Genomic DNA, 19571 nt, shown 5'->3' with positions numbered 1-19571 from the left:
CTTCTTGGCGTTCAGTTTTCAATATTGACGAGCACCGGCGCATTCGCGCCTGTCGCGTCCGTCCAGTCATAGGCGGTGAAGATGCCGGCGTAGCGGGCGTTCAGTTCGGCCAGCCCCTTGCTGAAGATGCCGTGCGTGACATACAGGTAGAGCGGCTGGCGGGTCTTGTCGCTCAACGCGGCGGCCAGTTCCAGGAAGGTGCGGCCGCCGTCGCAGATGTCGTCGACCACCAGCACGGGCTGATCGGGGATATCGTCCGGCACGCGCGTTTCAGTGATGCGGCCGGTTTGCGTGTCGCGCACCTTTTCGGCGTAGCGCACGTGCGCCACGCCCAGCGTCTTGGCCAGGGCCTGCACGCGCTTGCGGGCGCCCGCGTCAGGCGCCATCAACGTGACGCCTTTGGCAAAGGCGGGAGCGGCCAGCGCGTTCTTCAGGAAGGCGGCGGCGTCCACCACGCGCAAACGTTGCAGCAACGCCGGCGTCACATCGCTGTGCGGTTCCACGACCGTCACGGTGGCGTACTGCTGGTCATTGATCAGCTTGCAGAAGACGGCGGCGCCCAAGGCTTCGCCGGGATTGCAGACGCGGTCCTGGCGCGCGTACGGCACGTAAGGCATGTCCAGGTGAACCGGCACGCCCGGGTTCAGGCGGCGCAGCGCGTCCGTCAGCATCAGCAATTGCATGACGTCGTTGGCCGACTTCAGCAAGGCGTGAATGCGGAACGCGCTGGCGGCATCGGCTTGGGCCTGCAAGCTGGCCGGCACCGTAACCTGGCTTTCGCCGCCGGGAAATACAAACGCGGCCGGCGTGCCGGTGATGCGTTGTCCTTCTACTACCGCAGTGATGGTGAACATGATCAGCCCTTAGTGGCATTTCAAAACTAAGTGAAGCGAGTATAAACCTACTTATTGTTTGTTTGCAACTAAGTAGTGAATGGACGTCGCCCAGTGCTATCCGACGCTGCGGTCGAACAAGGTGAAGTCCTTCAGGCGGTACAGGCGCGCGGGCCGTTGCGCGCCCCCGACTTGCTCGCCGGTATCTTCCAGCACACCCCAGGCGTCCATCTTGCGGCGGAAGTTCGATTTCTCGAGCCGCGTCTGCAAGATCGCTTCGTAGGTGTGTTGCAGTTCCGTCAGCGTGAAGCGTTCGGGCAGCAGGAAGAACGGCAAGGTGGAATAGCTGGACTTGTTGCGCAACCGGGTGACGGCCGCGGCGACGATATCGGCGTGGTCAAACGCCAGGAGCGGCAGCGCGTCCACGCTGACGAAACGGAAACCGGCTTGGCTGGCCGCTTCCAATTCCGCGGCCGGCACCAGCGCCACGTACGACACCGACAACGACCACTGGCGCGGGTCGCGCTCTTTGCCCGAGAACACCTGCAACTGTTCCAGATAGCGGGGTTCAAAGCCGGTCTTTTCCCGCAGCACACGGCGAATGCTGGCTTCGGTGTGGTCGTCTTCGTCCGCATGCACCACGCCGCCCGGCAAGGCCATCGCGCCCTTGAACGGCGCGCGGTCGCGCTGATGCAGGGCAATTTCCAAACCGCCTGCCCGCAAGGTGAGCAAGACGGCGTCGACAGTGACTAGAGGCAGTGGATAGTCCACGGGCGGGTTCCATGAATGCGGGTTCGGGGCAAGATGCCACTATGGCGTGCAGCCGTCAAATGACGCCCATCAGGCGGGTCATCAACACGCCATCTTGCCGGTACCCAAGCGCCAAGAATTAGACGCAATAGACGGAACATCCCAGGCAGTAAACAGCAAATGACGCAGAAAATAACGTAATTGTTTTATACTTCCGGCCGGGAACACCGTTCGGCTCACTGCCGGATGTGCTGTTCCCTTTGTTTTTTCCCACCCCAATTCCCAGGAGATCCCCGGATGAAAAAGACGCTGCTCGCCGCTGCGATGCTGACCGCTTTTACAGGCATTGCTCAGGCAGAACCGTCAGTCACCCTCTATGGTGTCATCGACACCGGCCTCGGCTACAACAAGATCAAGGGCGATGGCTACAGTGGTAGCAAGCTCGGCATGATCAACGGCATCCAGGCCGGCTCCCGCTGGGGCCTGCGTGGTTCCGAAGATCTGGGCGACGGCCTGCGCGCCGTCTTCAAGCTGGAAAGCGGGTTTGACTCCGCCAACGGCCAGCGCGGACAATCGGGCCGCCTGTTCGGCCGCCAAGCCACCATCGGCCTGGCCAACGACGCCTGGGGCCAGTTGGACTTCGGCCGCCAAGCCACGATCGGCTCGAACTACCTGGCCGACATCGATCCCTTCTACACCAGCTACACCCAATCCAACCTGGGCCTGGGTTTCAGCGCGGCCAACACCATGCGCTGGGACAACATGGTCATGTACCGCACCCCTTCGGTGAACGGTTTTGAATTCGGCATCGGCTACTCGTTCAACGCCGACGACACGACCGCTGACCAAACGGGCTTCCGCACCGCCGACAACACGCGCGGCATCACCGCCGGCCTGCGCTATGTGCAAGGCCCGCTGAACGTTGCGCTGACGTACGACCAATTGAACGGCGCCAACCGCAGCACCACCATCGACAGCAACGCTACGCCGCGCCAGTACGCGCTGGGCGTGTCGTATGACCTGGAAGTCGTGAAGCTGGCCGCCGCCTATGGCCGCACCACTGACGGCTGGTTCGTCGGCCAGGACCTGCCCGCCGGCACCCCGTTCAGCGACGAGTTCGGCACCAACCGTTTCGTGGACGGCTTCAAGGCCAACTCGTACATGCTGGGCGCGACCTTGCCGGTTGGCGGCGCCAGCAGCGTGTTCGCCTCGTGGCAGCACGTGGCCCCGTCCAACGACAAGCTGACGGGCGGCGACGCCAACATGAACGTGTACAGCGTGGGCTACACCTACGACCTGTCCAAGCGCACCAACCTGTACGCCTACGGTTCGTACGGTACGGACTACGCGTTCATCGACGGTTTGAAGAGCACCGCCGCAGGCCTGGGCATCCGCCACCAGTTCTAAGCGGATGACGAAACGTGGCCCGCCGTACTGGCGGGCCACGTTGCCGTTCAGCGCGCGTGCGCGCGCTCTAGCATCTGCACAATTTCCGCCTGCCCGCGTTGCCGGGCATGCTGAAGCGGGGTCCGGCCATCGCGGTCGGCCAGGTTCACATCGGCGCCCGCCGCGATCAGCAACGCGACAATCGCCTGATGCCGCGGCCCGCCGTCGCTCAGGATGATGGCTTCCAGCAAGCCCGTCCACCCCAGCCGGTTCACGTGATCGGGATCAACGCCCGCTTGCAGCAGCGTCTTCACCACTTCCACATGCCCGCGTTCGCACGCGGGGATCAGCGCCGTGCCGCCATAGCGGTTGGTGCTTTTCAAGTCAGCGCCATGCCGCAAGGCCAGGTCCAGGATCTCGCGATAGCCTTCGGCTCCCGCTAGCAGATAGGCGCTGTCCTGCATCCGGTTCTGCGCATTCACATCGGCGCCCGCTTCGATCAGCGCACGCGCGGCGTCCACCTGATTCGCTTGCGTCGCCCGCAGCAAAGCCGTGTTGCCCTGCACGTCCCGCCCTTCCAGCGGCACACCTTGCGCCAGCAATTCGCGCACCCGCGCCGTTTGTCCCTGCGCGGCGGCATCGCGCAATTGCGCAGCCGGGTCCACCGCGGCATGGGCGCCCGCCCCGAGCGCGCTGACCGCCAACACAAAACAGGCCCGCCAGAATTTGATGATCGCCATTGCCGGTATCCTCCTGTCTGAATCGACCGATGATTATGGACAAGCCTGTAAGGAATAGGAAATCGGCGCGCTGTCTTTTCGGTGCAATACGGGGGAAACACGCGGCAGTCATGATTGGATACCTTTAGAACGCAGACGCATCTCGGCCCATGACTCCTGAAATCCTCCCTCCGAAGCCCGCCCTTTCGCCCCGCCGCAGCGTGTCTGCGCTGCGGTCCAAGCAGGGATCACCGGGGGTATCTCCGCTGGTGCGCGTGCTGGCCGCCGCCCTGCTGCCGCTGGCGCTTGCCGCGTGCAATGGCGGTGGCGGCGATGACGATGAAGACTCTCCCATCGTCACGCCCCCGCCCGCCGTCGTCGAACCCACGCCGGAACCGGAGCCCCAACCCGAAACGCCGTCGCGCAACACCGCCTATCTGAACGCGAAACCCGGTGACGTCATTCAGGTGCGCATCGAAGAACTGCACCCCACGCAAGCCGCCATCGGCTACGACCAGATCTATTACAAGCTGGGCCGCTGGCAAGGCGACTTCAACCGCCCCACCTGGTCGGCCGACGCCACCCTGCAGCTGGACTATCTGGACCGCACCGTCGGCAAGAAATTCGACGACTACTGCGAAGACATGGGCGGCACCGAACGGGCGCAGAAATTCGCTGACATCGCCGCCGCCCGCGCCGCCCGCCTGGACCAGCCCGCCACCTTCGCCTGCAAGGACGCGCCCGGCACGCATACCGAAAACCTGAAGACGGTCGTGGTCGGCTGGGATGGGAATCTGTATCTGACCGACGGCCATCACACGTTCTCGTCGCTGCGGGAAATTTTCGACGGCGGCCCGAAGCTGCCGGTGTGGGTCAAGGTAGACGCGAATTACAGCGGCCTCACCACCGCCGCCGCGTTCTGGCAACGCATGGTTGACGAGCGCCGCGCCTGGCTGCGCGACGGCCAGAACCAGCCGATCACCGTCGACCAACTGCCCAGCCGCCTGGGGCTGGCCAGCACGGACGAAGCCGGCGGCATGCAGGAAGACCGCTACCGCTCGCTGGTGTATTTCACGCGCGACGTCGCCTACAAGAACGGCAGCCTGCCGGAGTTTGCGGAATTTCTGTGGGGTGACTGGCTGCGGCGTCAGGTGGCCAGCGGCCAACTGCCCGCGCTGGACCAGTACAAGATGGTGGCGCCCGCAACGCCCGCGCAAATTCTGGCGGCCAGCACGATGAACGCCACGCTGGCGCCAGGCGGCGCCAACGACAGCTACGCCGCCGCCGTGCGCGACGCCGCATTGAAGATGGGCGCCCTGGCCCCGACGGACGTCGTGTTCGAAGACCTTACCGCCGCCAGCCTGGGCGGCATCCCGTTGACCGCCAACGTGGCCAATGGCGTCTCGGTGAAGGATTCACGCGACGCGCTGGAAGAGCTGCCCCGCGTGGACCGCAAGACCGATGGCTCGCCGCGCAACGCCGGCAAGCTGTGGTTCGCCGTCAACTACCGTGCTTGCGGCAAACCCGCCACCGGCACCTGCTGGGGCTGGTAATCGAGTATCTTGTCGCACTTCCGACCCATTTTCAGAGACGTCACCCATGAGCATCGACTCCCCCATCGCCGCCAGCGCCAATTCGAACGCGGCTCCCAGCGCGGACGCCTTTCTTCAGTTCCTGGTCAATCTGGTGAACAACGGCAGCCAGCTCGAAAGCATCGGCGTGACGTTGCAGATGGGCGGCATGCTGGTGTCGGGGTCGATTGTGTCGGGCGCCGATTACTTTGACCGCTTCGCCGCCAGCTTTACCGAATCGTTGGACACGCTGGATGCGGATACGCGTAATGGTGTGCGCACGTCGCTGGCGGAATTGGGCGATGTCTTCCGCGTGCCGCAGCCGGTGGACCCGCTGCCCAATTACATCCACCTGGCCGACGCGCTGTTCTTCTCGGCAGACGGTTCGCCCATCGCCGGTCAGCCCACGCTGTGGCGCGGCCGCACGAGCTCGGTAGACGGCTTCATCCTGGGCCGCCTGCAAGCGGGCTAAGGCTGGGGCGGGCGGGCTGGAGCGGACGGGTTCAGCGGCTTACAACCCGTCTGCGCCGACATAGCGCGTGGTGCAGGCGTTGAAGCTACGCCACGCGCTACTATCGGCTTGCAGCCAGGAATCCAGGCATTCCGCGCTAAGCGGCGCAGACAGCGCATGGCCGCGAAACAGCAGATCGCTGTGCAAGCGCATCCAGGCAAAGTCGCGGATATCATCGACGCCGCCCGCCACGACGTGCAGCTTGGCGTTCCATGCGCGTTCCATCAGCGTGAAGAAGCGGCCCTGCAAGGAACGGTTTTCGGACAAGCCCAACGGAATATGCACTTGCAAGCCGTCGGGGCGCAATGTGCCGCATTCCAGAACGCGGCCATTGCTGCTGGCAGGCACCAGACGCGCGCGCAGGCGAGCCTGAAATTCGGGGTATCGCGCCAGCACGTCCGCGCGTTCCGATAGCCGTTCGGTTAGCGGCAACGTGAACATGAGCCGCTTGCTCGCCAGCATCAAGGGCAATTCGTCATCGTGGTGGGCCGACTTGTTGATCCAGATGCGATCGCCTTCCAGGCCAATGCCCAGTTCCGCGCACAAGCGTTCGGCAAGATCGCCTGTGCCCGTGACATCAAGCGGATGTTCGAACGAGATGTCGATTGGGGCATGGAACTTCTTGAAGAAGGCCGCCCCCGCCTGAAGGCCTGCTCCCAAGCAGGAGGGATTCAATCCGCTCCAGGGAGACGGGCGGCTGCGCCCCAGCACGGCATATTCGTAGACCTGCCCTTGCGCTGTGAATACGGGCTGAAAGCGCAACAACACGGATTCGCTGCAACGAGACCAGAATCGAGCGTCGTCTCTCATGGCGTCACCCGGGCGTGGCGATGCGCGGAAGGTCGGGTCCGGGACAATTTCATTCAGTTCTCGATTAACGTATACCCGCCGTAGGCAGTGGCGGCGCGGCGCCTGAGCCCGGTGCGCAGCTGGATCGTGGCGGAGTCCGATATCTTGGGAATGGTGCCTAACGCCGCCCGCAGAATGAACAAGAAGATTCTTAATCCCTGCGCAATGTTGGCCTTGCCAGGGGCGGCGTCAACGTCTTACCTACTTTGAGATTCTTCTTATTCTCTGGGTAAGCAGGTGTTTCTACCATGCGTCAAATGCTGGTAGAAGACCGTGGCGCACTCGCCCTAGAACCTCAGGCCGCGCCACGCGCCGCCTCTTTACTGCTGCACTTTCTGGCAGTGGCGCTGCTCGTCTGCATCGCGGCGGGCGCAACCTTCTATCTGTACTGGACCTTCAGCAACGTCGTGTCCACGTATCGCCGCCATATGAACGCGGCGGCTTACGAAGCGCAGCTTTTCTTTGATCAGCGTGAAGCCTTGCTGCGGTCGATTGCGGCGTCGGCGGTGCGCAACGCCAACCACACGCCCATCAGCGAAACGCCTGCGCATTTCGGCCAGACAGGCCAAATTGAAGTGCTGCCCTTGCAAGACGCGCCCGACGCGTTCGATTGGGCGTTGATCCTCACCCCTCGCGACTTGCGGCGCATGGCGTTGGCCAACACCAAAGTCGTCTACAGCTCGCTACGCAACGCCACCACCACGCGCGTCGCCGCACACGGCCAGATCGTCGTATCCACCATTCCCCCGGCTATTCAACAGTGGCTGGCGCTGACGCTGACCGATATCGAAACGCGCCCCGCCCCGCACGGGCAAGCGCCCATCGTCTGGCTGCACCCGCCGCAAGATACGGTCAAGCGCCTGTTCCTGTTCACCCCGCTAGACCCCGTTCACCCCGAAGCCGGCTGGATCGGGCTTGAAGTGCACGGCGTGGAAACCGCCGTGAACGCGCCGCGTTTCGGCGCGGGAAATTATGTGCTGTTCGACGAGCAAATCCGCCCCGTGCTGCATAGCCCCGACGGCAACGCCGTTGAACACACGTTGACCAAAAGCATGCGCGAAGACGCCTTCGGCCTTCAGGGCCGGGGTTGGCTGCCCGAGTATCTCGTCCTGAGCAAATCGGTGGGTGACGACGGCTGGCGGCTCGTGTACTACACGCCCATCCTGCATGTGCTGCGCGACAACGCCTTCGCCTTGCAGATGGCGTCCATTACCTCGTTGATGCTGATCATCATGGTGGTCTTGCGGGTGCGCTACATCCGCCGCAGGCTGGTGCTGCCGGCGCTGCGCCAATATGAAGCGCTGGCCGACAGCGTGTCGCTGAACCGCAAGCTGATCGAAGTTGCACCCGTGGGCCTGTGCCTGCTGCGGCGTTCTGACGGCGCAGTGGTCCTGTCCAACGACATGGCGCGCCGCTGGTTCCAAGGCACACCGGGCTGGCGCGCGGAAATTCTGTCTCATCAGGGCGATGAAATGGGCCGCGAGCACAAGCTGAAGGATGGACGCACGGCGTACCTGACATTCGCGCCGACCACCTATCGCGGTGAAGCCGTGGTGCTGTGCGGCATCAGCGACATCTCGGCGCTCAAGCGTATCGAGTATTCGCTGCTGCAAGCCAAGCGCGACGCCGAGGCCGCCAATCAGGCCAAGACCGTATTCCTCACAACCATGAGCCACGAAATCCGCACGCCGCTCTACGGCATTCTTGGCACGCTTGAACTGTTTTCGCTGACGCGCGTGAATGGCCAGCAGTCGCAATACCTTGAAACCATCCAGCAATCTTCTTCCACGTTGTTGCGCACCATCAACGACACGCTGGACCTGTCACGCATCGAGGCCGGCCACACCGTCCTGGAACGCGCAGCGTTCTCGCCCGTCGAGCTGCTGAACAATGTCGTCGCCAGCTTCTCTGCGCGCGCGCACGCCAAGGGCTTGCGCAGCTACGCCGTGGCCGACGCGGACACGCCCCCCTCGGTCGAAGGCGACGCCACGCGCATCCGGCAGATTCTCGACAACCTGGTCAGCAACGCCATCAAGTTCACGGACTCCGGGCAAATCGTCCTGCGCCTGAAGGTCAACAGCCGTTGCAGGGACGCCGTCGACCTGTGCTTCCAAATCGCCGACACCGGCGCCGGCATCGCGCCCGAGCATCAGGCCCGCTTGTTTGAACCGTACTACCAGGTGGATGCCGATAACGGCGTTTCAGCGCCTGGCACGGGGCTGGGCCTGTCCATCTGCCGACGCTTGTCCGACATGATGAACGGCCGCTTGAACGCCGTCAGCGAACCCGGCCTGGGCACCAGCATCACCTTCGAAGTGCGCCTGCCGCTGGCGCCGGACGCCCCGGAGGCCGCTTGCGCGCCTCTGGATAACAGCACCGTCTACGTGCAAGGGGCCGTCCCCGAGATCGTCAACAATCTGTGCGACTGGCTGCGCCGGTGGGGCGCGATAGCGCTGCCGTTCACAGGCGAAAGCACCCCATCGGCGGAACCCTCGGTGCTGGTGCAGGCCTGGCCGCACGCGCAAAAGATCAGTAACTGGACGGGCCCGCAGGTCATCATTCATCCGCCCGGCTTGCGCCCGCGCATTGACGACAGCCATCGCAATTGGTTCGCCACCGCCTACAACCAGGCCAGCATCCAGCACGCCGTACGTCTGGCCCAAGGCGGCGCGGCGCGCCTGGCTTCCCTGGACGCGAAGGCCAAGCCGGAACTGCTGAGCCTGCGCGTGCTGGTCACGGAAGACAACCCCATCAGCCAATTGATCCTGCGCGAGCAGCTTGAGCATCTGGGCTGCACCGTCACCTTGGCGGGCAACGGCCAGGAAGCGTTGAACCTGCCCGAGCTGATGAGCTTTGACGCCGTGCTGACCGACTTGAACATGCCCTTGGTCGACGGCTACGAGTTCACGCGCATCCTGCGAAAGCGCGGATACGACAAGCCCATCCTCGGGGTCACCGCGAACGCATTTCCCACTGAACAGCGGCGCGGCATGAATGCGGGCATGACCAGCCTGTTGGTCAAGCCCTTGCCCCTAGCCGTTCTGCGTCAAACCCTGCAAACGGTCAAAGAACCCCGGAGTTAACGATGCTTTCCGTTTACAAGGTACTGGTCCTTGACGACCACGCTTTCCAATGCGCGCAGATGCGCAGCCTGCTCGAAGACGCGGGTTTCGAACATGTGGACATGGCGAGCACGGCAGAAGAGGCGCTGGAAAAAACGCGATCGCATTCCTATGAACTGATTCTGATGGAGCTGAACATGCCGGGCATGGACGGCGTGCAGTTCATCCATGAATTGGCCCGCCAGCACTTGAGCCCGATGCTGGCGATCACCACCGCGTGCTCGCGCCGCATCATGAATAGCGTCAGCTTGATGGCCAAGGAAAAGGGGCTGGCCGTGATTGGCGCTTACACCAAACCCGTCACGCGGGAAAATGCGCAGGCGCTGGCGAACCGGCTTTGCCAGGCGCGCCCGGACCCCGCCGCGCATCTGGCGCCGGCGCTGGACGCCGCCCGGCTGTTTAAACGCCAAACCTTGGAAAAGGCGCTGAACACCGGCCAGATTCAGGCGTGGTTCCAGCCCAAGAAGGCGTTGGCCACCGGCAATATCGTGGGAGCGGAAGCGTTGGCGCGCTGGCATCACCAGGAGTTCGGCTTCATGCTGCCCGCGTCTTTCCTGGGCGCAGTGCGGCATCATGGCCTGGATCACGCCCTGTTGATGCGGATGCTGGAAGACGCGCTGACGGCCTACCGCCGTTGGCGCCACTTGGGGTTCAAGATGCCGGTTTCGGTCAATCTGCCCACGCGGTTACTTGATGAACCTGAGCTGCCCGACCAGCTTTACAATCTTGTCGCGGAACACGGCGTCCCTTTCGAAGACGTCACCTTTGAACTGCTGGAAGACGACACCGCAACGCTTCCAGGCCAGTACTACATGGGGGCAAGCCGCCTGCGCTTGAAGGGTTTCGGTTTGGCGCAGGACGATTTCGGCAAAGGATACAACTCCATGTACACCTTGATTTCCACTCCCTTCACCGAATTGAAGATTGACCGCGCCTTCGTCAACGGCGTGGTCGAAGATGGAGTCCGCGCCGCCGCCTTGCTATCCTCGGTGCAACTCGGCCGCCAGTTAGGGCTGCTGATTACCGCCGAAGGGGTGGAAACCACGAAAGAACTGGAGTTTTTGCGCGATATCGGCTGTGATTTCGCCCAAGGCTTCCTGATATCCGCCGCCGTCAACGCCCACGACTTCACCGATTTGCTGGCTAACGAACCCCGCCCGTACGCCACCCATCCGCTATAGGACCACTGCCGCGTATGCAGGAAACGCCGTTAAGCAGGATCGCTCGCTCGTCTCGCCGCCTGAATACCGCCCTGTTCGGCATTCTGCCCGTTGCCTTGATCCTGATCGGCGCTCTGCTGTGGGGCGCACAACGCATCATCAAGCAGGAAGAAGACCGTCTGCTGATGGATTTCGCCGTGCTCGTGGGCTATATCCACGAACAGGAAGGCTTCCTGATCCAGTTCAGCAAAGAAAATCAACGCCTGGATAACCGGCCGCCGATCGAACACGTTGAGCTGGGCGCCCCGGTGCCGGCTTCGCGCCCCGGTTTTCGGCTCTACCGCGGTCAGCATGCGTTTGTGGCCATGCCGTTTTCGCTGCTTTGCCGCTACCCAGACGAATGCCCGGCGGCGGGCAGCCCCGTGCCGGCGGCGGCCGGCTACTTCGCCGATTTCTACAGCACGTTCTGGGCCAATTCGTACTTTCCGTCGGCGGCCGCCTTTCTGGTGAACCGAACCGACAGCCTCACGCTGGCCGTACCCGCCATCAACGTGAAGCCCGGCTACGGCATTCCGCTGAACGAAGGCACCTTGCTGTGGGTGGATGAAGGGGTGCGCGCGTGGCTGAACAGGCCGCTGCCCGTCACGACGCCCCCGGCTGACGCGGCCGACGCCGCCGACGGGGAACGCATCGACGAACCCGCCCGCGCCGTGCACTGGTTCCGCGCGCCGGGGCTGGACAACCGCATGATCGGCATCATGGCCGCCGGCCTGCCCAACGCCGCCTGGAGCAATCGCGACGGCAAGGCCGCCGACGTCTACGCCATTACCCTGCTCAGCCGTAACCGCATCAACATCTACGACAAGGCGCTGCCCTCCATCCAATACGACGCCTTCTGGCTGAGCCACCGTGATGAAGGCCTGATGATCGGCGACACCCCCGCCCCCGTGGGCGGCCACGATGGCCTGAACTACATGGCCGATGGCCTGGTCATGCAGGTGACAGACCCGGCGGGACGGTGGACGGCGCATTACCGCGTCAGTTATGGCAACTTCTTTCAAGACAATCTCTGGCTGCCGGTCAGCGCCTTGCTGGCGCTGCTGCTGAGCCTGGCAGGCGGCATCGGCTATCAGCGCTGGTACAACCGCCGCGTGATTGAGCCTGCGCAGATCGCGCATCGCGATATTGCCGAAAGCGAAGAATTCAATCGGACATTGATTCAGACCGCGCCCATCGCGCTATGCGTGTTGGCGCGAGCCGATGGCGATGTGCTGTTCGCCAACAGCCTGGCGTTGGAATGGCTGGGTGCGGCAGCCGGACAAGGGCTGCGCGACTCGCCTGCCGCGCAGCCCCTGCTGGACCAGGTGCTTGACGCCACGGAACCCGGCACCATCGAGACCTTCCACGCCGACGATGGCCGCCCGCTGTACGTGGCCTATTCGCCCACCCGCTACAAAAAGCAGAGCGTGGTGCTGTGCGCGTTCGCCGACATCAGCGCACGCGCCGAAATCGAACGCACGCTGGCGCAGGCCAAGCGCGATGCCGACAAAGCCAGCGAAGCCAAATCCACCTTTCTTGCCACGATGAGCCACGAAATCCGCACGCCGCTGTATGGCGTGCTGGGAACGTTGGAACTGATGGGCATGACCGAACTGAACACCGAACAACGCCAGCATCTGGAACGCATCCAGAACTCGTCGGTGATTCTGCTGCAACTGATCAGCGACATCCTGGACATCACCAAGATCGAGTCGGGTCAGCTGGCGCTGGAGTCCAGCGTCTTCAGCCCGCGCGAACTGGTGGAAAGCTGCACGCGCTCGTTTGCCGCCATGGCAGGGCAAAAGGGGCTGCTGCTGTTCGCCTGTGTAGAGGGTTCCGTCGCGCCGTGGACGATGGGCGACCCCGTGCGCATCCGGCAGATTCTCAGCAACCTGCTCAGCAACGCCATCAAATTCACCGAGTCCGGCCACGTCATCGTGCGGTTGCGAGGGGCGGACCTGGAAGACGGCACGCAACGGCTGACATTGCAGGTGGTGGACACCGGCATCGGTATCGGCAAAGCAGAGCAAAGCCAGCTCTTTTCTCCGTTCTACCAAATTGACAGCGCCAGCCACACCGTGCGCGGCGCGGGCATCGGCCTGTCGATCTGCGCCCGTCTGGCCAAGCTGATGAATAGCCAGATCCGCGTGACGAGCGAGCTGCGTCTGGGCAGCAGTTTCGCGCTGGACCTCGTCTTGCAGCACGCCGAAGGCCCCGACATCGAGCTGCCCGATCTGCGCGGCATCCGCATCCTTGTACGCAGCCCGCATCACGAACTGACGGACAACGTCTGCCTGTGGCTGAATCGCTGGGGCGGTACCGCGCTGCCCGCCACCGACGCGCAGCCGCGCGGCGAACGGGATGACGTCTACCTCGACCTGCTCGGCGCCAACGACGCTCAGCCCGTCAACTGGGCCGGGCATTACCTGGCGGCGGGCGACCCCTGGGCCAGCGCCGCCGGCGCGCCGGAACAGATCGACGGACACGACCTGGACAGCATTGGGTTCGCCATCGCGCGCCTGGTGCGAGGCGACCCTGTCGTGCCGCACAACGCCAGCGCCGACGCCATCCACGACCCGCTGGACCTGCGCGTCCTGGTGGCCGAAGACAACCCGATCAACCAGGCCACGCTGCGCCATCAGCTGGAGCAACTGGGCTGTACCGTCACGGTGGCCGCCGACGGCGCGGAAGCGCTGGCGCTGTGGGAGCTGGGCGACTACGACGTGCTGCTGACCGACGTCAACATGCCCAAGATGAACGGCTATGAACTGACCGGCACGCTGCGCGAACGCGGATTCACGCAGCCCATCATCGGCGTCACCGCCAACGCCATGCGCGACGAGGAAGCGCGCTGCATGGCGGCGGGCATGAACTCCTGGCTGGTCAAGCCGATTGAACTGAGCACCTTGCGGCACCACCTGGGCAACGTGGCGCCACGTCGCCACAGCAAGGCGGCGGCCCCGTCAGACACGCCCGGCACCGCTGCCGATGCGACCTCCGCTGCCGATGCAACCGCTGCTGCCGATGCAACCGCTGCTGCCGATACAACCGCCGCTGCCGATGCGAACGCCACTGCCGATGCGCCCCCCGCACCCGCCAACAACGAGGCGCTGTCTCCGCTCGTTCCCGCCAAGTACCGGCGGCTATTCCGGGACACCATGGAGTCGGATCTGGCCAAACTGGAAGCCGCCATCGCCAAGCGCGACCTGCTGGTGGCGCTGCAAATCATGCACCGCATGCGCGGCGCGCTGGTAATGGTAAAAATGACGCCACTGTCATCAGCGCTTGAAGCCATCGAATCCCGGCTCAAGCGCAATGACCGCGACGAACAAGCCTTGCAGGACGCTTTGACGCTGATGGTTGAACTCAAAGAGCTTCTGGTCCAAGTTTGATTCTTGGTGCAGAATAGGCCGACAAATCATCCCCTCAATACTCCGCGTCCCCGCATGGAACGACTCCGAATAGTCTTAGCTGACGATCACCCGCTTGTTCTCATGGGCATGCGGGATCTGCTCGTAAAGGATCTCAGCTTTGAGGTCACGGCAACACTCGCCAGCCCCACCGAGCTGGTCGAACACCTGACGCATGATCTGCCGAATGTGATCATCACCGACTACTCCATGCCCGGCGACGAAACCTATGGCGACGGCATCCGGCTGGTGAAATACCTGACCCGGCATTTCCCGCGCGCGCAGGTCGTGGTGCTGACGATGGTGTCCAACCCGATGATCATTTCGGCACTGTACGACGCAGGGGTTGCGGCGGTGGTGCTCAAGCGCGACGACTTGGCCGAAATCGTCACGGCATTGCGAACGCTGCAAGCCGGGCGCAAATACTATCCTCCCGGCTTTCAACGCGACGGCACGGTAGATTCCCGCACCAAGTTCATCGGCGAACGCATCAACAGCCTGTCCCCCAAAGAATTCGAAGTGCTGCGCCATTTCATTCGTGGTGAATCCATGATGCAAGTGGCCGACACGCTCAAACGCAGCGTCAAGACCGTGAGCGGACAAAAGATATCCGCCATGCGCAAGCTGAACGTGCAGACAGACCAGGAACTGGTGGCGTTCTGCGTGGAAACTGAAATCTTCCAATAACGCCGCCGACGTTCGGCTGGCCCTGCGCGGGCGCCGCGGCTTGGTATCCTTGCAGGCTTGCCCGAGCGGACGCAACGCCTTTACGTCTGCGGTGCTCGGGCGCATCACCGAGACCGTGGCATGACGCAAGACCCATTTGAATCCATCACTGGCCAGGAAGTCGACCGCAACGCCATGCTGGCGCTGCTTGAACAGGCGGCGGGCCGCCCGTTGTTTTTCCAGGACTGCGATTTCCAGCACGCTGACTTTTCCCGGCTGGATCTGCGCGGCGCGCAATTCACCGCCTGCGCCATCGCCGATGCCTCGTTCCAAGGCGCCACGCTGGCCGACACCGCCTGGGTGCGTTGCCGGGGTGGCCGTGCCAATTTTGCGTCGGTGGATGCCAGCGACGCGGTCTTCCAGAATTGCGATCTGAACAACGCCAACTGGCGCCGTGCACGCCTGGCCGCCGCCCGCTTTCAGGGATGCAAACTGACCGGTTCCGACTTCGACGGCATCGCCTGCCTGGGCTGGACGGTTGAAGAATGCTTGTTCGTCGGCGCACTGCTGCGCGGCGTGTCGTTCCGCAAGACTGCTCTCATGCAGCTGGACTTTTCGGATGCCGACCTGGCGGGAAGTGATTTCCGCGACACCGTCTTTCACGGCGGCAGCCTGCGCAACGCCAACCTGAAAAACGTGCGCTTCGAAGGCGCCGACCTGCGCGAAGTGGATTTAAGCGGCATCGACCTGACCGCCGCCGCGCGGCTGGCCGGCGCCACCATTTCCAAGACGCAGGCCGCCGCGCTGCTGGCCGAGCTGCGCATCAGTGTGATCTGACGCGCAGGGGCTTTAGCTTTCCGAGCCCATCGCCGGGTCGCTCACCGTGTGTTTGCCCGTCTCGACCCGGCCCGCGAAGCGGCGGTAAAAGGCAGGGTCGCTTGCGCACGTGACGGCGAAGTCATACCACTGGCCGCTATCGGCAAGCGCCCAGTGCAACGATGCCGTCGCGCCGCCTGCCACCGATTGCTTCCATGGGCCGTCTTGCCGATAAGCCAACGCGGTGACCGTGAAGTCACCGGCGTTGGCGCCCGCATTCATCAGCTCTGCATAGACGTCGCCATTGGCGATGTCATAGCAAACGCGGATCTCGGGCGCGACACCCGTGTCCGCAATGCGGTTCGTATCGCCCTTGAAATGGCGATGCAGGCCATTGGGCCCCAGCACCCACAAGTCATAGCGGCCCAGATTGTCCTGGAATGCGTTCCAGGTATCCGACAGCGACTTGCCGGCTTCCACCACGTAACGGCGCGGCACGCGATCCAGGTTCAACCGGTCATACACATGGAACACCGCCGCCTGCGTGCCGGTATTGGAGAACAGCAATTCCACCGTACCCACGGCGCTGCAACGCGCGCTGGCGTGCAGTTCATACGGCAAGGCGCGCGACGGACGCGTGCCGCTGGCCTGAATGGGCAGCTGCATGTCCGTGGGCAAAGGCATGGCGGGCAACGCTTCCTGCGCGCTGCGTAACTGGTCGGCGGCGCTGCGCGTGCTGCGGCCGGCCAACGTGGGCAAGGCCTCGGTATTGGGCGTCTGGAAATTGAACGCGCTGGTCAGGTCGCCGCACACGGCACGGCGGTACGGGCTGATGTTGGGTTCCTGCACGCCAAAGCGTGCTTCCAGAAAGCGCAGCACCGAGGTGTGGTCGAACACCTGCGAATTGACCCAGCCGCCACGGCTCCAGGGCGAGATGACGAACAGCGGCACACGCGGGCCAGGGCCATAGACGCGGCCATCCGGCGCGGGCTGGCTGCCGCTGCCGGCGGGTGCGGGATGCGTGAAATATTCAAACGCCATGTCCGTGTCGCTAAGCGTAGACTTGCCCGCCTTGCCCATGCCCGAATCGGGCGACGGCGCAGAGGGCGACGGCACGTGATCGAAGTAGCCGTCGTTCTCGTCGAAGTTCACCAGCACCACCGTCTTGCTCCAGACTTCCGGCACGGCGGTCAGCGCGTCCAGCACTTCTTGCAGGAACCACGCGCCTTGCACCGGGCTGGACGGCCCCGGGTGTTCGCAATAGATCGACGGCGCGTTCATCCAGCTGACTTGCGGCAGCTTGCCTTCGCGGATGTCGCGCTTGAAGGCGTCCAGATAGTTCTCGGGCGACGTGCCGGGCAAGGTATTCGCCACGCCCTTGTACAGCGGGTTGTGCGCGTTGTCGGTGGCGGCGTCATAGGCTTTATACGGCAATGCCTGGCCGGTGTTGGCATAAGGCACGCCGGGCTCGCCCCCGCTGGATACCGGAAAGCCGGACGCGATGTTCGCGCGGCGGAATTGCTGGAAGGCGCCCAGCATGTTGTCGCCCCACTCGTCCGGCATGTTCTGGTACGAGATCCAGCTCACGCCGGCGGCTTCCAAGCGTTCGGCATAGGTCGTCCAGGTGTAGCCGGTGTTCTGCGACGCCGGCCGGCCGTCGATCCAGTCCCACTCATTGTTCACGAACGACGCGCCGCCTGCGGTGGCGCCATTGGTGCCCGTCAGGTGGAACGAACGGTTGGCGTCGGTGCCGGTGTGCATCGAACAGTGATAGGCGTCGCACAAGGTGAACGCGTTGGCCAAGGCGAACTGGAACGGAATCTCGCGTTCCTTGAAGTAGCCCATCGCGATGTCGGTCTTGTGCGCAGGCCAGTGCGTCATGCGGCCGTGGTCCCACGCAGCCTGGCTGTCCACCCAGGTGTGGTGCGCGCCGTCTGCGCGCTGCGCGTTGTTGGCGCTGCCGTCCAGGTGATAGGGCGTGAGCACGGCGCCATTGGCGCGCTCTTGCTGCCAGACGCGGCGGCCGTTGGCCAGCGGGATGGTGAAGCGGTCGCCAAAGCCGCGCACGCCTTTGAGCGTGCCGAAGTAATGGTCAAACGACCGGTTCTCTTGCATCAGGATGATGACGTGCTCCACATCCTTGATGGTGCCCGTGGCGTTGTTGGCGGGTATGGCCAGCGCGCGGCGGATGCTGGGCGGAAACGCAGCCAGCGCGGCGGCGGCAAAGCCTGCGCCCGTGGCGGTCTGAAGAAAATTGCGGCGTGAATTCATCTCGAAGCTTCTCGGTCGTTGGAGTCAGGGCAAGGCAGCGCGGCGCTGTTTCAGGGCGCGCATCGCAGCAGCGGCGCAGGCGCGGGCGGCTGGGGTTGGGGCTGCTCGGTAACGGGAGGCTCGGGATTGGGTGCGGACGACTCGTCGTCGTCATCGCCGCCACAGGCGGACAAGGTGATGGCCACGACCAAGGCGGCCGCAAGCGTTCGTGCAATGCGTTTGGGAGGCATGGGGGAGTCGGTGGGGTGAGGAAAAAACTTTCATGCCGCTTTCAATCGGCACGACCCCAGCGAGTCTAGGAACGCGACGTGACAACCCCGTGAATCCTCACGGGGTGATTCCGGCCGCGTTGTATCGGCGTATGTCCACGCGGACATACGCGTGTCATGGGCGTAAGCCGCGAGGTCAGCGGCGGCGCAAAAAGCGCTGTTCGACGACGACGCTGCCCCACTGCCGGCCTTCGGATTCGTCGGTCAGCACAAAGCCCGCTGACTCATACAAGTGGCGGGCGGCGTCCAGCCCCTTGAAGGTCCACAGATAGGTCTCGTCGTAGTGCGCGTCGGCAAACGCCAGCGCACGTTCAAGCAGCGCGCGGCCCACGCCCATGCCGCGCAAGGCGTCGTCCACGATGAACCAGCGCAGGTGCGCCTGGCGCTTGGCAAGATCGCCGTCGATCACGATGCTGGCCAACACCCTGCCCCCGTCCACATACAGCCATATGCCTTTGCCCTGTGCGGGCAGGCCTTCGGCGAAGGCCGCCAGCTCGCTGGCGACCTTGCGTTCGAAGTACACGCCAAAGCCCGACGTTTGCGCGTAGTAGCGCGCGTGCAGGCTGGCCACGTCGCCAATGCAGCCGGGCACATAGCCGTCGTGAATCGAATCGCTGAGGGATGTGGCGGGCGGCGCCAGGTTGGGGTTTTCGCGTGACAGCGCATCGGCATACAGCGACATGAAGCGGAGCAGCGATTGCTGGTCGTCAGGCGCCAGTTGGCGCAACGCGCGCGACACCTGATCGGTGGCGAACTGGTCGATGCGCGCGCGAAGCGCCAGGCCAGCCGCCGTCAACGTCAAGCGGGATGATCGCGCATCATCGGCGTCGGTTTCACGCGCCACCAGGCCGGCCGATTCCAGCTTGGCCAATTGGCGGCTGGTGTTGGATTTGTCCAGCCTGAGAATCCCCGCCAGGTCGCGCGCCTGGATGCCGGGCTGCAAACCGATTTCGATGATGGCGTGAACGGCGGAAGGGGCGAGATCGCTGCCGGCCAGCGACGTGCGCATGAAGCCGAGTTCGCGGACCAGCTTGCGGGAAAACTCCCGCAAGTCCCGGATGGTCTGGTCGCGGGACTGAGGAGGAAAATCGATGAGATCCATGGGGCGCCCCCAATAAGTTGCGGTTCGCAACCAATATAATTGCGAGCCGCAACCAAATCAAGGAATTTTCCGCGTCACCGCCATTCACCCCGGCCGC

General features: G+C 63.8%; 15 protein-coding genes. 8 read left to right on the top strand and 7 right to left on the bottom strand.

Going from position 1 to position 19571, the window contains the following annotated elements:
- Positions 1 to 11: 11 nt before the first annotated feature.
- Both prs and ACFZAI_RS04985 read right to left on the bottom strand, forming a co-directional pair.
- Positions 12 to 854, bottom strand: a complete 843-nt coding sequence (gene prs / locus ACFZAI_RS04990) for a ribose-phosphate diphosphokinase (RefSeq protein WP_391565873.1) — start codon at positions 852 to 854, stop codon at positions 12 to 14.
- A 96-nt stretch (positions 855 to 950) separates the two neighbouring features.
- Positions 951 to 1604 (bottom strand): NUDIX domain-containing protein, encoded by a 654-nt coding sequence (locus tag ACFZAI_RS04985; RefSeq protein WP_391565872.1) that lies wholly within the window; start codon positions 1602 to 1604, stop codon positions 951 to 953.
- A 276-nt stretch (positions 1605 to 1880) separates the two neighbouring features.
- On the opposite strand from ACFZAI_RS04985, the gene ACFZAI_RS04980 reads away from it, so the two are divergent.
- Entirely contained in the window at positions 1881 to 2990 is a 1110-nt protein-coding gene (locus ACFZAI_RS04980; protein ID WP_391565871.1) for a porin, read from the top strand.
- Between the two features lie 47 nt (positions 2991 to 3037).
- On the opposite strand, the gene ACFZAI_RS04975 is transcribed toward ACFZAI_RS04980, so the two are convergent.
- Entirely contained in the window at positions 3038 to 3709 is a 672-nt protein-coding gene (locus ACFZAI_RS04975) for an ankyrin repeat domain-containing protein (RefSeq protein ID WP_391565870.1), read from the bottom strand.
- Between the two features lie 149 nt (positions 3710 to 3858).
- Here ACFZAI_RS04975 and ACFZAI_RS04970 point away from each other — a divergent pair, with 149 nt between their 5' ends.
- Positions 3859 to 5241: a ParB/Srx family N-terminal domain-containing protein gene (locus tag ACFZAI_RS04970; protein ID WP_391565869.1), complete on the top strand. Its 1383-nt coding sequence runs from the start codon at positions 3859 to 3861 to the stop codon at positions 5239 to 5241.
- Between the two features lie 46 nt (positions 5242 to 5287).
- Positions 5288 to 5731: a gas vesicle protein gene (locus tag ACFZAI_RS04965; RefSeq protein ID WP_391565868.1), complete on the top strand. Its 444-nt coding sequence runs from the start codon at positions 5288 to 5290 to the stop codon at positions 5729 to 5731.
- Positions 5732 to 5770: 39 nt separating this feature from the next.
- Here ACFZAI_RS04965 and ACFZAI_RS04960 read toward each other — a convergent pair whose 3' ends face one another.
- Positions 5771 to 6580: a hypothetical protein gene (locus ACFZAI_RS04960; RefSeq protein ID WP_391565867.1), complete on the bottom strand. Its 810-nt coding sequence runs from the start codon at positions 6578 to 6580 to the stop codon at positions 5771 to 5773.
- 287 nt (positions 6581 to 6867) lie between these two features.
- On the opposite strand from ACFZAI_RS04960, the gene ACFZAI_RS04955 reads away from it, so the two are divergent.
- The 5 genes from ACFZAI_RS04955 (at position 6868) to ACFZAI_RS04935 (ending at position 15853) form a co-directional block, all read left to right on the top strand.
- Complete coding sequence (locus ACFZAI_RS04955) at positions 6868 to 9702, top strand: ATP-binding protein (RefSeq protein WP_391565866.1); 2835 nt, start codon at positions 6868 to 6870, stop codon at positions 9700 to 9702.
- 2 nt (positions 9703 to 9704) lie between these two features.
- Positions 9705 to 10922 carry an EAL domain-containing protein gene (locus ACFZAI_RS04950; protein WP_391565865.1) on the top strand — a complete coding sequence of 406 codons (1218 nt, stop codon included), beginning with the start codon at positions 9705 to 9707 and terminating at the stop codon, positions 10920 to 10922.
- Between the two features lie 14 nt (positions 10923 to 10936).
- Complete coding sequence (locus tag ACFZAI_RS04945; RefSeq protein WP_391565864.1) at positions 10937 to 14332, top strand: response regulator; 3396 nt, start codon at positions 10937 to 10939, stop codon at positions 14330 to 14332.
- A 54-nt stretch (positions 14333 to 14386) separates the two neighbouring features.
- Positions 14387 to 15037 carry a response regulator gene (locus tag ACFZAI_RS04940; protein WP_391565863.1) on the top strand — a complete coding sequence of 217 codons (651 nt, stop codon included), beginning with the start codon at positions 14387 to 14389 and terminating at the stop codon, positions 15035 to 15037.
- A 120-nt stretch (positions 15038 to 15157) separates the two neighbouring features.
- Complete coding sequence (locus ACFZAI_RS04935; RefSeq protein ID WP_391565862.1) at positions 15158 to 15853, top strand: pentapeptide repeat-containing protein; 696 nt, start codon at positions 15158 to 15160, stop codon at positions 15851 to 15853.
- A gap of 12 nt (positions 15854 to 15865) precedes the next feature.
- On the opposite strand, the gene ACFZAI_RS04930 is transcribed toward ACFZAI_RS04935, so the two are convergent.
- The 3 genes from ACFZAI_RS04930 to ACFZAI_RS04920 all read right to left on the bottom strand — a co-directional run bounded on the left by ACFZAI_RS04930 (position 15866) and on the right by ACFZAI_RS04920 (position 19474).
- Complete coding sequence (locus ACFZAI_RS04930; RefSeq protein WP_391565861.1) at positions 15866 to 18103, bottom strand: phosphocholine-specific phospholipase C; 2238 nt, start codon at positions 18101 to 18103, stop codon at positions 15866 to 15868.
- Between the two features lie 50 nt (positions 18104 to 18153).
- Positions 18154 to 18333 (bottom strand): hypothetical protein, encoded by a 180-nt coding sequence (locus ACFZAI_RS04925; RefSeq protein ID WP_391565860.1) that lies wholly within the window; start codon positions 18331 to 18333, stop codon positions 18154 to 18156.
- A 175-nt stretch (positions 18334 to 18508) separates the two neighbouring features.
- A complete protein-coding gene (locus ACFZAI_RS04920; RefSeq protein WP_391565859.1) occupies positions 18509 to 19474 on the bottom strand; it encodes a GNAT family N-acetyltransferase in 966 nt (321 codons plus the stop codon).
- Between the last annotated feature and the right edge of the window lie 97 nt (positions 19475 to 19571).

Origin of the sequence: Achromobacter sp. NPDC008082 (assembly GCF_042957345.1) — a bacterium.
Classification (GTDB): domain Bacteria; phylum Pseudomonadota; class Gammaproteobacteria; order Burkholderiales; family Burkholderiaceae_B; genus Achromobacter; species Achromobacter kerstersii_A.
Note: the sequence above shows the minus strand (reverse complement) of the source record. Positions and strands in the feature narration are given on the sequence as shown.

What these genes read in the sequence shown, in the direction of transcription:
- prs (WP_391565873.1), bottom strand. Translation starts at nt 854, where the DNA reads ATGTTCACCATCACTGCGGTAGTAGAAGGACAACGCATCACCGGCACG.
- ACFZAI_RS04980 (WP_391565871.1), top strand. Translation starts at nt 1,881, where the DNA reads ATGAAAAAGACGCTGCTCGCCGCTGCGATGCTGACCGCTTTTACAGGC.
- ACFZAI_RS04975 (WP_391565870.1), bottom strand. Translation starts at nt 3,709, where the DNA reads ATGGCGATCATCAAATTCTGGCGGGCCTGTTTTGTGTTGGCGGTCAGC.
- ACFZAI_RS04970 (WP_391565869.1), top strand. Translation starts at nt 3,859, where the DNA reads ATGACTCCTGAAATCCTCCCTCCGAAGCCCGCCCTTTCGCCCCGCCGC.
- ACFZAI_RS04965 (WP_391565868.1), top strand. Translation starts at nt 5,288, where the DNA reads ATGAGCATCGACTCCCCCATCGCCGCCAGCGCCAATTCGAACGCGGCT.
- ACFZAI_RS04960 (WP_391565867.1), bottom strand. Translation starts at nt 6,580, where the DNA reads ATGAGAGACGACGCTCGATTCTGGTCTCGTTGCAGCGAATCCGTGTTG.
- ACFZAI_RS04955 (WP_391565866.1), top strand. Translation starts at nt 6,868, where the DNA reads ATGCGTCAAATGCTGGTAGAAGACCGTGGCGCACTCGCCCTAGAACCT.
- ACFZAI_RS04950 (WP_391565865.1), top strand. Translation starts at nt 9,705, where the DNA reads ATGCTTTCCGTTTACAAGGTACTGGTCCTTGACGACCACGCTTTCCAA.
- ACFZAI_RS04945 (WP_391565864.1), top strand. Translation starts at nt 10,937, where the DNA reads ATGCAGGAAACGCCGTTAAGCAGGATCGCTCGCTCGTCTCGCCGCCTG.
- ACFZAI_RS04940 (WP_391565863.1), top strand. Translation starts at nt 14,387, where the DNA reads ATGGAACGACTCCGAATAGTCTTAGCTGACGATCACCCGCTTGTTCTC.
- ACFZAI_RS04935 (WP_391565862.1), top strand. Translation starts at nt 15,158, where the DNA reads ATGACGCAAGACCCATTTGAATCCATCACTGGCCAGGAAGTCGACCGC.
- ACFZAI_RS04930 (WP_391565861.1), bottom strand. Translation starts at nt 18,103, where the DNA reads ATGAATTCACGCCGCAATTTTCTTCAGACCGCCACGGGCGCAGGCTTT.
- ACFZAI_RS04925 (WP_391565860.1), bottom strand. Translation starts at nt 18,333, where the DNA reads ATGCCTCCCAAACGCATTGCACGAACGCTTGCGGCCGCCTTGGTCGTG.
- ACFZAI_RS04920 (WP_391565859.1), bottom strand. Translation starts at nt 19,474, where the DNA reads ATGGATCTCATCGATTTTCCTCCTCAGTCCCGCGACCAGACCATCCGG.